Genomic DNA, 12341 nt, shown 5'->3' on the forward strand with positions numbered 1-12341 from the left:
CCATGATAAAAATCATCACATTAATCACAAAATTCATTATTGTCACTTTGACTGCCTTGTTATTTGCATCATGTAATCATATGATAAACATGAAATCAATAGAAGGAAGTGGCCATGTGACAACCGAAAAACGAATTGTACAAGGCGATTTTAAAAGTGTTGAAGTCAGCAATGCCATTGAACTTGTCATTGAACAATCAGACAAAACAGAAATCATTGTTGAAGCAGATGACAATTTGCAGAAAGAAATCACCACCAAAGTGGAAAACGGCGTTCTTATTATTGCTTGTGATTTCAATTCTTTCAACAATATAAAATCAAAAAAAGTAACGGTAAAAATGCCTGTTATTAATAGATTAGAGGCTTCCAGTGCAGCTACAATCAAAAGTAGCAATACATTGAAAGGGGAAAACATTAAACTGGAATCCTCAAGCGCAGCATCAATAGATATAAATATTGAATCGGATACTATTTTTGGTGAAGCCAGTAGCGGCAGTACTATTAACATAAATGGGAAAGCACTTAAACTTGATACTGAAGCATCAAGTGGCAGTACAATAGATGCCAAAAATTTATTGGCAAATGAAATCAGTGCTGAGGCTTCAAGCGGCGCATCTGTCCACGTACATCCAATTGTAAGCCTGAATGCAGAAGCATCTAGCGGAGCGACCGTAAGTTATAATACAGTTCCTAAATCAATTCAAAAAGAAACAAATTCCGGGGGAAGCATTCATCAGGAATAATAAAACTATTTACTTTAAAAATAAGATCAATCATCCATCAAAAGTGGATGATTTTTTTATATTTGTATACATCCTAATCCAAATGAAAATGAAAAAATATACTGCCATACTCCTACTCCTTTTATCAACGACATTGACATTGGCACAAAAAAAAGATAAAATAAAAGGATCAAAAACGGTAACCATTGAACAAAAGGAAGTTGGTAATTTTGAAACGTTAGAAGTTGAAGACAATCTCGAAGTCCATTTGGAAAGAGGAGAAAAAACGGAACTAAAAATTGAAGCGGATGACAATTTACATGATATTATTTCATTCGATTTAAGAGACAAAACGCTTCATATTTATACCACTAAACAAGCCGTAAATTATAAAAAACTAATTGTAAGGGTTACTTATACTAAAGATTTAAATTTGATAACTTCAAAAAATGAATCGACTATAAATGCAATACAAGAAATTCAATTAGACAATTTAACATTTAAAGCTTATGATTATTCCCAACTTTATTTGAATGTCAATACCAAAAATTTCATATTACAAGCGGATGATAAATCAAAAACCGAACTGAATTTAAAATCAGAAAGCGCAATTGTAGAACTAAGTAAAAGTTCCGCTTTCAAAGCATTAGTTACTACTATTGATTTGAAAGTTGATATGTACCAAAAATCAACTGCAACTATTGAAGGTGATGCTACCAATGCAATTATCCGATTGGATAATAATTCAAACTTGACAGGAAATAAACTAATTCTAAAAAATGCCGATGTAACCACCGAAAGTTATTCCAATTGCAGTTTAAACACAACAACAGCAGTAATTATTGATGCTGCTAATAAATCAGAAATTCAACTTTTAGGAACTCCAAAAATTGAAATCAGAAAATTTGCTGACGAAGCTAAATTGATAAAAAAACTGAAATAGAAAATCCTCTCCCCGGCCCTCTCCAAAGGAGAGGGAGTAAAAACTGGATTAAATAATTTTCTCCTAACCAACAAAAAGTCCCACTTGCTAAGGCAAATGGGACTTTTTTATTTTGAAACTTCCAGATTCTGATTATTCTTTAGAAGCTAAATATCTTTCGGCATCTAGAGCAGCCATACAACCCGTTCCAGCAGCAGTAATAGCCTGACGATAGACATGATCCGCTGCATCTCCTGCTACGAAAACTCCATCAACATTCGTTTTTGAAGTCCCAGGAGTATTGATAATGTATCCTGTTTCGTCTAAAGTGATATAGTCTTTAAAAATATCTGTATTTGGTTTGTGACCAATGGCTACAAAGAAACCAGTAGCTTCAATATCAAAAATGTCACCTGTAGTTTTATTTAAAGCTTTTACTCTTTCAACAACTTGTTCGTCACCTAATACTTCAACAGTATCATGATTCATTAATATAGTTATGTTTTCTGTTTTACGAACACGTTCTTCCATGATTTTAGAAGCCCTGAATTTTTCACTTCGCACCAACATTGTTACTTTTTTACAAAGTTTTGACAAATAATGTGCTTCTTCACAAGCTGAATCTCCTGCTCCAACAATTACTACTTCTTGGTTTCTATAGAAAAAACCGTCACAAACAGCACAGGCAGAAACGCCACCACCCATTTTTAAATAATGTTGTTCTGAAGGCAACCCTAAATATTTAGCAGACGCTCCAGTCGAAATAATTACGGTTTCACAATGCAATTCTTTAGTGCCATTGATCCAAACTTTATGGATATCTCCTGAAAAATCTACTTTAGTAGCCCAACCATCACGCACATCAGTACCAAAACGTTGTGCTTGTGCTTGTAATTGAACCATCATTTCAGGTCCAGTAACTCCATCTACATAACCAGGAAAGTTCTCTACTTCATTGGTTGTTGTTAATTGACCTCCAGGTTGGATTCCTTGATATAAAACAGGATTCATATTAGCTCTGGCGGCATAAATAGCTGCAGTATAACCTGCTGGACCAGAACCTATAATAAGACATTTAATTTTTTCGATTGTATCAGACATAGTAAGGTATATATAATTTTTAACAGCACAAAAATAAGTCATAATTGCTGTATTATAGAACCTGAATAATCAGTTTTTGTTATTCTATAATAAAAAAATCCCTTCTGTTGAGACAGAAAGGATTTTTAGTCGGGGTGGCAGGATTCGAACCTGCGGCCTCCTGCTCCCAAAGCAGGCGCGATAACCGAGCTACGCTACACCCCGAAAGCGGTGGCAAATATATAACTATTTTTTGCTTCTCCAAAACTATTTTGAAAATAAGAAATAAATTTATTTGGCGCAAAAAACAGTTCGAAAATCGAAAAGAAATGGACAACACAAAACAGCATTAAATCCCAACTCCTATAGCCCTGATGGCAGTGAAAAGCTTCGCCGAGCTGCTCGTTGTTTTTTCTTGACGTAAAAGAGCGACCAAAGGAAGCTCCTTTTATGACTTTAGAAAAACTAGGAGCAGCTCAAGAACTTGTAGCGCACAGCTGGAATAGCTTCAGAAAATCATATTCGTTTTAAAAAAATTAGAATCTGTCAAATAACGACTAATCAAGCTTTAACAAATGTTAACAAAATAGATTTTTAGAAACCATAAATAATTGTATTTTTACGGTTCAAAATTTAGAAAAATAAATGGGCAAAATCATCGCGATTGCTAATCAAAAAGGTGGAGTTGGAAAGACTACAACGTCAGTAAATCTTGCAGCTTCATTGGGGGTTTTAGAAAAGAAAGTATTACTTATTGATGCTGATCCACAGGCGAATGCCTCTTCAGGATTGGGTATTGATGTTGAATCTGTTGAAATAGGTACCTATCAAATTCTGGAACATAGTCATACGCCGAAAGAGGCCATCATAAAATGTTCTGCTCCAAATGTGGATGTAATTCCATCACATATTGATCTTGTTGCTATTGAAATTGAATTAGTCGACAAAGAAAATAGGGAATATATGCTTAAAAAAGCATTGAAAAGTGTCAAAGACGAGTACGATTATATTATCATCGATTGCGCACCATCTCTTGGATTACTTACCTTGAATGCTTTGACTGCTGCCGATTCTGTAATTATTCCTATTCAATGTGAATATTTTGCATTAGAAGGTTTAGGCAAATTATTGAATACCATAAAAAGCATCCAAAAAATTCACAATCCAGATTTAGATATTGAAGGGTTATTATTGACCATGTTTGACTCGAGATTGCGTTTATCAAACCAAGTAGTTGAAGAGGTTCAAAAACACTTTAACGACATGGTTTTTGATACCATTATTCAAAGAAATGTAAAACTGAGCGAAGCGCCAAGCTTTGGAGAAAGTATAATAAACTACGATGCAACAAGCAAAGGAGCTACCAATTACTTACATCTTGCTCAAGAAGTTATAAAGAAAAATAGTAAATAGTTTTATGGCAAAAGCAATAAAAAAACAAGCCTTAGGAAGAGGATTATCTGCGTTATTGAAAGATCCGGAAAACGATATAAAATCCGTTGACGATAAAAATGCCGATAAAGTTGTAGGAAATATTATTGAGCTTGAAATAAATGCGATTGAAATAAATCCGTTTCAGCCCAGAAGTAATTTCAATGAGGAATCATTGAGAGAATTAGCTACTTCTATCAAAGAATTAGGCGTTATTCAGCCCATTACAGTACGAAAATTAGACTTCAATAAATACCAATTGATATCAGGGGAGCGTCGTCTTCGTGCGTCAACTCTTGTGGGATTGACTACCGTTCCTGCTTACATTCGTATTGCAAATGACAATGAATCGCTAGTTATGGCATTGGTTGAAAATATTCAACGTCATGATTTAGATCCAATTGAGATTGCACTTTCGTACCAACGTTTAATTGATGAAATTCAATTGACTCAAGAACAAATGAGTGAGCGTGTAGGAAAAAAACGTTCTACAATCGCTAATTATCTAAGACTTTTAAAATTAGACCCGATAATCCAAACCGGAATTCGTGATGGTTTTATCAGTATGGGTCATGGTCGTGCGATAATCAACATTGAAGACCAAGATATTCAAACTGATATTTATCAAAAAATCGTTAGTCAAAACCTTTCGGTTCGCGACACAGAAGCTTTGGTAAAAAACTATCAAGAAAGTTTAAAACCAAAACCAGCCGGTAAACCTAAAGCGGCTTCGTTTGAAATTGCAGATGCTCACAAAAGCACTTTTACGAATTATTTTGGAACCAAAGTAGATGTAAAAGTAGCTGGAAACGGTAAAGGAAAAATAACAATCCCGTTTCACTCTGAAGAAGACTTCAACAGAATTATTAAACTAATAAACGAGTAGTGCGTAAAATCATTTTCATAGGTCTATTCCTCTTTATAACAGGAAATGCTACTGTTTTTGCACAAACGAAAACCGATGCGGTTTTGGTGGCGAAAGACACTTTGAAATCAAATGATATAGACCCTTTAACCCCTGCAAAAGCAGCATTTTATTCGGCCGTCTTACCCGGATTGGGACAAGCTTACAACAAAAAATACTGGAAAATACCGTTGGTTTACGGAGCTATTGGAACCAGTTTGTATTTTTATATTGATAATAATAAAAAATACCATCAATATAGAGATGCTTATAAAAGAAGATTAGAAGGTTACACGGATGACAATTATGCTTATCTTGACAAAACCAGATTGATTGCCGGTCAAAAATTCTATCAAAGAAATAGGGATTTGTCTGCTTTAGTCACTTTGGCATTTTATGCATTGAATATTGTGGATGCCAATGTGGATGCTGCATTAATACAATTTAATGTTGATGAAAATTTATCCGTAAGGCCAATTATTTATCCAAATGATGTAACATTCAAAACAAACTTCGGACTAACTCTTAATTATAATTTTTAACTACAAGACAAACAACGCGTCAGGTTATTGATTATTTAAATTTTAAAAAATTAAAACAAATGAAAATTGCGCTTTTAGGATACGGAAAAATGGGTCAGGTAATAGAAAGAATTGCTCTTGAAAGAGGTCATGAAATCGTTTTGAAAAAAGACGAATTCAATACTTATGACGGGCTTTCAAATGCTGATGTAGCGATCGATTTCAGTGTACCAACTGCCGCAGTGAGTAATATTTCCAGTTGTTTTCATGCCAATGTACCTGTAATTTCAGGAACTACGGGCTGGCTAGAACATTATGATGAAATGCTCGCACTATGCGCAGCAAAAAATGGCGCATTTATTTCCAGTTCAAACTTCAGCTTAGGCGTAAATATATTCTTTGAGCTCAATGAATATTTGGCAAAAATCATGGCGAAATTCGACAGCTACACAGTAGAAATGGAAGAAATTCATCATACTCAAAAACTGGATGCACCAAGTGGAACCGCAATTTCATTAGCAAAAGGAGTTATCGAAAATAGTTCATACACTAATTGGACATTAGAAAATCCTGAATCAAATCAAATTCATATCGAAACCAAAAGAATTGGTACTGTTCCGGGAACTCATACTGTAACGTACAATTCATCTGTAGATGCTATAGAGATAAAACATACGGCACACAATCGTGAAGGTTTTGCTCTAGGCGCGGTGATTGCAGCCGAATGGATTGTAGGTAAACAAGGCGTTTTCACAATGAAAGACGTATTAGATTTAGATAAAATTCAATAGACAAATTAGAGAATAAATTTTAATTCATCTAATAAACGATTAACAAAATAACATTATTATGACACTATATCAATGGTTTGTGTTTTTTCTTCTGGTTCAGATTATTCACTTTTTAGGAACTTGGAAGTTATATGAAGCTGCTGGCAGAAAACGTTGGGAAGCTGCTATTCCAGTATATAATGCCATCGTGTTAATGAAAATAATAGGTCGCCCTACTTGGTGGACTATTTTACTTTTTATACCTATCATTAACCTTATAATGTTTCCTGTAATTTGGGTTGAAACTTTAAGAAGCTTTGGAAAAAGAACTTCTTTAGATACTTTTTTAGGCATAATTACTTTTGGTTTTTATATCTATTATATTAATTACACACAAAAATTAGATTACGTAACCGACAGAAGTTTACAACCTGAAAATAAAACAGCGGACACAATCAGTTCATTGCTTTTTGCAATTATTGTAGCTACTTTAGTGCATACTTATTTCATTCAACCCTATACCATTCCTACCTCTTCGCTGGAGAAATCATTGTTAATTGGTGACTTTTTATTTGTGAGCAAAATGAATTATGGTGCTAGAGTGCCTATGACTACTGTGGCTTTGCCAATGGTTCATGATTCAATCCCTTTGACTAAAAGCAAATCGTATCTAAGTTGGCCACAATTACCTTATTTCAGATTGCCTGGTATTCAAAATATAAACCGAACAGACATCGTAGTTTTCAACTGGCCGGTCGATACCGTTTATAAGTTTTTTGACACATCAAAAAGAAGAGCTTATAAACCCGTTGATAAAAAATCGAATTACGTAAAAAGATGTGTTGGTATTCCCGGTGACAGTTTGTCTATAAAAGATGGTATAGTTTACATCAATGGTACAATATTACAACTACCGGAAAGAGCAAAACCTCAGTTTTCGTATGCAGTAGCATTGGACAAAAAAACACCAATCGATTTTGAATCTCTATTAAAAGAATTAGATGTTACGGATGATGCAGGCTTTAAAAGTGATTTAAGAGACACTTTATTCTTAAAAGCACTTACTGCTGCAGGAGCAGAAAGATTAAAAAATGTTCCCGGAGTAGTATCTGTTACCAGACAAATTTCAAAAGGTGTTGAAGATGGTATATTCCCTCATATCAACAAATGGAACCGTGACAATTTTGGTCCGATTTATATTCCTCAAAAAGGAAAAACAGTTGCGTTGACCACCGAAACACTACCTTTTTACAGAATGATTATCTCTGAATATGAGAAAAAAGATTTAAAAGTCAATGGAAGCGAAATTAGAATTGATGGTAAAGTAGTAAATAGTTATACTTTCGACCAAAATTACTATTGGATGATGGGAGACAACCGTCACAATTCTGAAGACAGCCGTTATTGGGGTTATGTACCTGAAGATCACATCGTAGGAAAACCAATTTTTATATGGCTAAGTATTGATCCACATGGAAAAGGGTTAAATAAAATTCGTTGGGATAGAGTTTTCACAACTGTTAGTGGTGAAGGCCAACCGCAATCATATTTTAAACTATTCCTACTTGCTTTAGTTGCATTTTTTGTTGGAGAATATTTTTGGAAAAAAAGAAAAGAGAAAAAGGACCTCTAACTAAAACTCGAATCTAAAAAACTTTAAACTATAAGCAAATATCATGACACTAAATCAGTGGTTTCTTTTTTTTCTAATCATTCAGGTCGTTCACTTTTTAGGGACTTGGAAACTATACGAAAGCGCAGGTAGAAAAAGATGGGAAGCAGTCATTCCAGTTTATAATGCTATAGTTTTAATGAAAATAATAGGCCGTCCCACTTGGTGGACGGTTTTACTTTTTATTCCGATTATAAATCTCATTATGTTCCCTGTAATTTGGGTCGAAACACTGAGAAGTTTTGGAAAAAAATCTTATTTAGATACTTTTTTAGGCATAATAACTTTTGGATTCTACATCTATTATATCAACTATACTCAAAAGTTAGATTATAAAGCTGACAGGAGCTTACATCCTGAAAACAAAACAGCAGATACCATTAGCTCTTTACTTTTTGCAATTATCGTAGCTACTTTGGTTCATACTTATCTTATACAGCCATTTACGATTCCGTCTTCTTCATTAGAAAAAACATTATACATTGGCGATTATTTATTTGTGAGTAAATTAAATTTTGGAGCAAGAACTCCTATGACTACAATTGCGCTACCTATGGTGCATGATTCAATCCCCTTTTTAGGAGTTAAGTCATACCTATTTGATGATGATATTACAAAAAAGGAAACTTCTATTTTTAACAAGTTTCAATTACCATATTTTAGATTCCCTTCGATTGAAACGATTAAACGCAATGAAATTGTTGTGTTTAATCAACCCGCCGATACTTTATTGGATATGGATAATTTTAAACCAAAAAGAAATTATTACAAACCGATTGACAAAAAAACAAATTTAGTAAAACGCTGTGTTGGAATACCCGGAGATTCTTTGGAGATTCGTGAAGGGAACATTTATATCAATGGAAAACCAGCTAAATTACCAGAAAGTGCAAAACTCCAATATAATTTTTTTGTAAATACTCAAGGCACAAGTATGGATCAAAATTCGCTAGTAAACATGTATGGTGCTAGAGATGGTTTAAAGAACGGGAATGGAGATTTTGCATTGACCAATAATGGAGAATATGTATTGACATTAACCGATAACGAAGCAAACAGAATAGCAAACAATCCCGTAGTTAAAGGTGTCAAAAAGTATTTACTTCCAAAGGGAGAAGATGGAGATGTATTTCCTCATATTCATTCGTTAGGATGGAACATAGACAATTTTGGACCAATTTATATTCCAAAAAAAGGAAAGACAATTAAATTAGACAAAAAAACACTCCCATTTTATAAACGTATCATACAGGAATACGAAAAAAACACATTACTGATTAACGGTGACAAAATTATAATAAACGGAAAACCAGTTAGCACCTATACTTTTAAGCAAGATTATTATTGGATGATGGGAGATAATCGTCAAAATTCTTTAGATGCAAGGTTTTGGGGATATGTTCCTTTTGATCATATAGTTGGCAAACCAGTATTCATTTGGTTCAGTTGGGATAAAGATGAAAAAGGACTTCAAAAGATAAGATGGAATCGAGTTTTCTCTTTCGTAAATAGAAATGGAGAGCCTAAATCTTATTTAATTCATTTCTTAATCGCTTTTGCCGCCTTTTTTGTTGGAGAGTATTTTTGGAAAAAAAGAAAAGAGAAAAATAATTAGTCAAAAGTTTCAAAGTCGAAAGTTTTAAAGTTTATATATTATCAAACTTTATGCCTTTCGATTTTATGACTTTAAAAACTTTAGACAAACATGAACACACTATTACATCCCACCTATTTCCCATCGATTAGCCATTTTGCGGCCATGGCACAATCTGAAAGTGTTACATTTGAAATAGCCGATAATTTCCAGAAACAAACCAATCGCAACCGAACTTATATTTATAGTCCAAATGGGATTCAGTTATTGAATATCCCTGTAAAGCATTCGAAAGAAAGTCATCAAAAAACAAAAGATATAAAAATAGAAACTGATTTAGACTGGCAAAAACAACATTTTAAATCACTGGAAGCAGCATACAGAAGCTCTCCCTTTTTTGAGTTTTTCGAAGATGACTTACGTCCAATATTCGAAAAAAAATACACTTTTCTTTTAGATTTAAATTTTGAATCTTTAGCTGTTCTAACTAAGTGTTTGCGAATGAAATTAGAATATTCTAAAACCTCCGAATATTTTCATGAAGTAGATACAAATGCCATAAAAGACTTCAGATTTTTAGTAGATGGAAAAAAAGACACTTCCTCATTTGAAAGTTACACTCAGGTTTTTGATGACAAATATGGTTTCATCAATAATTTAAGTATTCTGGATTTATTATTTAATGAAGGAAAATATGCAATGGATTATTTGAAGCAACAAGAACTTATAATAAAATAGATTCCAACAGTTTTATTCGAAAGATAATCTGGCCATTATAGGAAAATGATCCGAATTAATAAATTCCGGGAAACTTTCAAATTTCTTGACAGCAATTTTTTCGTCAGTAAATATATAATCGATACGAGCAGGATAGTATCTAAATTTATAAGTGGCGCCAAAACCCTTTCCAGCTTCTTCAAAACTGTCTTTTAGCTTTCCTTTAATACTGCGGTAAACATACGAAAAAGCACTATTATTCATGTCTCCACAAATTATAATAGGATATTTACAATCCTTTTTATGTTCCATAAAAATCTCTGCTTGCTCTTGTTGTTGTTTAAAAGCAACACTAATTCTTTTGAACATCATTTGAGATTTATCCTGATTAATTGCATCAATATTCTCATCAATTTCATTAACATCAGGAGATATTTTTAAGGATTGTAAATGCATATTATAAACCCTGATAACATCTTTTCCTTTTTTAATATCTGCAAAAACAACATTATTAGTTGAGTTAGGAAAAATAATATTTCCTTGGTCAATAATGGGGAATTTAGAAAAAATAGCCTGCCCACTTTTAATATTGTTTCCATCAGTAAAAATATATCTATGTGGATATACTTTTAAATCAATATTAGCTGAAGAAGAATATTCCTGAATACACAAAATATCAGGATTTTTTTCATTTATAAACGTTAGAATCTCGGCAGGAACATCATCTCTATCAATCCACTTGAACACATTAAACAGGTGAACATTATAACTCATTACAGTAAAATCCTTTTCTTCGACTGGGAAGTCAGTTGTAGAAAATTTATAAAATTTATTTATAAAAGTAATTCCTATCAAAAGAACTAAACCGGAAACAAACATTCTTTTTTTAAACTGTAATGCCCAATAAATAAAAAACAATCCATTCAAAATAAAAAAAAGAGGCATAAAAAGAGTCAATACCGACAAAAGAGGAAAAGATTTTGGAGCTAAAAAAGGAAAAACATAAGCAATGAATGTCACTATAGTGAGCATCATATTTAAAATAAACATCCCTTTATTGAACCATGAAAGATTTTTCATTTTTTAGTTTTTTTCTGCAGATTGAAAGTTAAACATTACCAACTTACTTCCCCGCTTTAAACAAGAATTCTTTTTCTTCTTTGGTTAAACTATCATAACCGGATTGACTTATTTTATCCAAAATTTCATCAATCTGTTGCTGCGCTTTGTCTTTTGTAATTATTCTTGAAGTGCTTTTTTCAGCTGGTTTGCTATAATTTTTATGGACAGCTTTAAAAGGCGTGGAAGAAGATTTTGAAAATAAATTAGTAAAAAAATCTAAAAAACGAGAAACTATTTTACTTAAATCAATTCCATTTTGGAGCAATTTAATGAAAATAAATCCAAAAAAAGCTCCTGAAAGGTGCGAAATATGACCTCCAGTATTTTCTAATCGAAACTGCATTAAATCAATCAGAATAATTACAAAAGTAATATGCCATAGTTTTACATTTCCTATTAACAGTAATCTTACATTCATCAAAGGATGATATGTTGTTGTAGCAACTAAAATAGCCATTATTGCTGCTGAAGCTCCAACAATAGCCGAACTTAAATTCAAGAAATAATATCCGGTAACAAAGGCTATTCCAGCAAATATAGCGCTCAATATATACAACCCAAAATATTGTTTTGGAGTAAAAAATGTCAAAAATAAAGTACTCGAAAAGTTTAAAACCATCATATTAAAAAACAAATGCCAAAAACCATCATGCAGAAACGCATATGTTAAAAAGGTCCACGGTTTTATAATAAAATTAGAAGGCTCTGAGGAAAGTGCAATCCAACTTGGAAAATCAAATGCGCCAACCTTAAAATTATAAAAAAATAATAATGAAACTAAAAAACAAAGAACATTCCAGAAGATTAGCCTAATTGCTACTCCTCCTATTTTGTATTGTAATTTAAGATCGTCTATAATATTCATAATTTAATTCGTTTTTAATGT

The 12341-nt window shown here is 32.8% G+C and carries 12 protein-coding genes and 1 tRNA gene; 9 read left to right on the forward strand and 4 right to left on the reverse strand.

All coding sequences use genetic code 11. The annotated features are described in order from the left end of the window. Window positions 1-2 precede the first annotated feature (2 nt). Window positions 3-743: a head GIN domain-containing protein gene (locus tag OA85_RS12170; protein WP_039110053.1), complete on the forward strand. Its 741-nt coding sequence runs from the start codon at window positions 3-5 to the stop codon at window positions 741-743. Window positions 744-831: 88 nt separating this feature from the next. Continuing rightward, the gene (locus OA85_RS12175; protein ID WP_039110311.1) at window positions 832-1665 is read left to right on the forward strand and encodes a GIN domain-containing protein; all 834 of its coding nucleotides are present in this window, start codon (window positions 832-834) and stop codon (window positions 1663-1665) included. Window positions 1666-1797: 132 nt separating this feature from the next. Here the strand turns inward: OA85_RS12175 and trxB are convergent, their stop codons facing one another. Together trxB and OA85_RS12185 are read right to left on the reverse strand one after the other, a co-directional pair. Then, window positions 1798-2745, reverse strand: a complete 948-nt coding sequence (gene trxB, locus OA85_RS12180) for a thioredoxin-disulfide reductase (RefSeq protein ID WP_039110054.1) — start codon at window positions 2743-2745, stop codon at window positions 1798-1800. A 129-nt stretch (window positions 2746-2874) separates the two neighbouring features. After that, window positions 2875-2949: transfer RNA gene (locus tag OA85_RS12185), tRNA-Pro, on the reverse strand. Between the two features lie 420 nt (window positions 2950-3369). On the opposite strand from OA85_RS12185, the gene OA85_RS12190 reads away from it, so the two are divergent. The 7 genes from OA85_RS12190 to OA85_RS12220 all read left to right on the forward strand — a co-directional run bounded on the left by OA85_RS12190 (window position 3370) and on the right by OA85_RS12220 (window position 10354). Beyond that, complete coding sequence (locus OA85_RS12190) at window positions 3370-4137, forward strand: ParA family protein (protein WP_039110055.1); 768 nt, start codon at window positions 3370-3372, stop codon at window positions 4135-4137. A 4-nt stretch (window positions 4138-4141) separates the two neighbouring features. Next, on the forward strand, window positions 4142-5041 hold the full coding sequence (locus OA85_RS12195; RefSeq protein WP_039110056.1) for a ParB/RepB/Spo0J family partition protein: 900 nt from the start codon (window positions 4142-4144) through the stop codon (window positions 5039-5041). Further along, complete coding sequence (locus OA85_RS12200; protein WP_039110057.1) at window positions 5041-5601, forward strand: DUF5683 domain-containing protein; 561 nt, start codon at window positions 5041-5043, stop codon at window positions 5599-5601. Before OA85_RS12195 ends, OA85_RS12200 begins: the two co-directional genes overlap by 1 nt. 59 nt (window positions 5602-5660) lie before the next feature. Further along, a complete protein-coding gene (gene dapB / locus OA85_RS12205; RefSeq protein ID WP_039110058.1) occupies window positions 5661-6371 on the forward strand; it encodes a 4-hydroxy-tetrahydrodipicolinate reductase in 711 nt (236 codons plus the stop codon). 58 nt (window positions 6372-6429) lie between these two features. After that, window positions 6430-7983, forward strand: coding sequence for a signal peptidase I (lepB, locus tag OA85_RS12210; protein ID WP_039110059.1), 1554 nt, complete (start codon window positions 6430-6432; stop codon window positions 7981-7983). Between the two features lie 43 nt (window positions 7984-8026). After that, window positions 8027-9637, forward strand: coding sequence for a signal peptidase I (lepB, locus tag OA85_RS12215; protein WP_039110060.1), 1611 nt, complete (start codon window positions 8027-8029; stop codon window positions 9635-9637). A 90-nt stretch (window positions 9638-9727) separates the two neighbouring features. After that, window positions 9728-10354 carry a WbqC family protein gene (locus tag OA85_RS12220; protein WP_039110061.1) on the forward strand — a complete coding sequence of 209 codons (627 nt, stop codon included), beginning with the start codon at window positions 9728-9730 and terminating at the stop codon, window positions 10352-10354. A 12-nt stretch (window positions 10355-10366) separates the two neighbouring features. On the opposite strand, the gene OA85_RS12225 is transcribed toward OA85_RS12220, so the two are convergent. Together OA85_RS12225 and OA85_RS12230 are read right to left on the reverse strand one after the other, a co-directional pair. Further along, on the reverse strand, window positions 10367-11413 hold the full coding sequence (locus tag OA85_RS12225; protein ID WP_039110062.1) for an endonuclease/exonuclease/phosphatase family protein: 1047 nt from the start codon (window positions 11411-11413) through the stop codon (window positions 10367-10369). 43 nt (window positions 11414-11456) lie between these two features. Beyond that, window positions 11457-12320, reverse strand: coding sequence for a rhomboid family intramembrane serine protease (locus OA85_RS12230; protein ID WP_039110064.1), 864 nt, complete (start codon window positions 12318-12320; stop codon window positions 11457-11459). Window positions 12321-12341: the final 21 nt, after the last annotated feature.

This window comes from Flavobacterium sp. AED (assembly GCF_000812945.1).
GTDB lineage: Bacteria > Bacteroidota > Bacteroidia > Flavobacteriales > Flavobacteriaceae > Flavobacterium.

What these genes read in the sequence shown, in the direction of transcription:
- OA85_RS12170 (WP_039110053.1), top strand. Translation starts at nt 3, where the DNA reads ATGATAAAAATCATCACATTAATCACAAAATTCATTATTGTCACTTTG.
- OA85_RS12175 (WP_039110311.1), top strand. Translation starts at nt 832, where the DNA reads ATGAAAAAATATACTGCCATACTCCTACTCCTTTTATCAACGACATTG.
- trxB (WP_039110054.1), bottom strand. Translation starts at nt 2,745, where the DNA reads ATGTCTGATACAATCGAAAAAATTAAATGTCTTATTATAGGTTCTGGT.
- OA85_RS12190 (WP_039110055.1), top strand. Translation starts at nt 3,370, where the DNA reads ATGGGCAAAATCATCGCGATTGCTAATCAAAAAGGTGGAGTTGGAAAG.
- OA85_RS12195 (WP_039110056.1), top strand. Translation starts at nt 4,142, where the DNA reads ATGGCAAAAGCAATAAAAAAACAAGCCTTAGGAAGAGGATTATCTGCG.
- dapB (WP_039110058.1), top strand. Translation starts at nt 5,661, where the DNA reads ATGAAAATTGCGCTTTTAGGATACGGAAAAATGGGTCAGGTAATAGAA.
- lepB (WP_039110059.1), top strand. Translation starts at nt 6,430, where the DNA reads ATGACACTATATCAATGGTTTGTGTTTTTTCTTCTGGTTCAGATTATT.
- lepB (WP_039110060.1), top strand. Translation starts at nt 8,027, where the DNA reads ATGACACTAAATCAGTGGTTTCTTTTTTTTCTAATCATTCAGGTCGTT.
- OA85_RS12220 (WP_039110061.1), top strand. Translation starts at nt 9,728, where the DNA reads ATGAACACACTATTACATCCCACCTATTTCCCATCGATTAGCCATTTT.
- OA85_RS12225 (WP_039110062.1), bottom strand. Translation starts at nt 11,413, where the DNA reads ATGAAAAATCTTTCATGGTTCAATAAAGGGATGTTTATTTTAAATATG.
- OA85_RS12230 (WP_039110064.1), bottom strand. Translation starts at nt 12,320, where the DNA reads ATGAATATTATAGACGATCTTAAATTACAATACAAAATAGGAGGAGTA.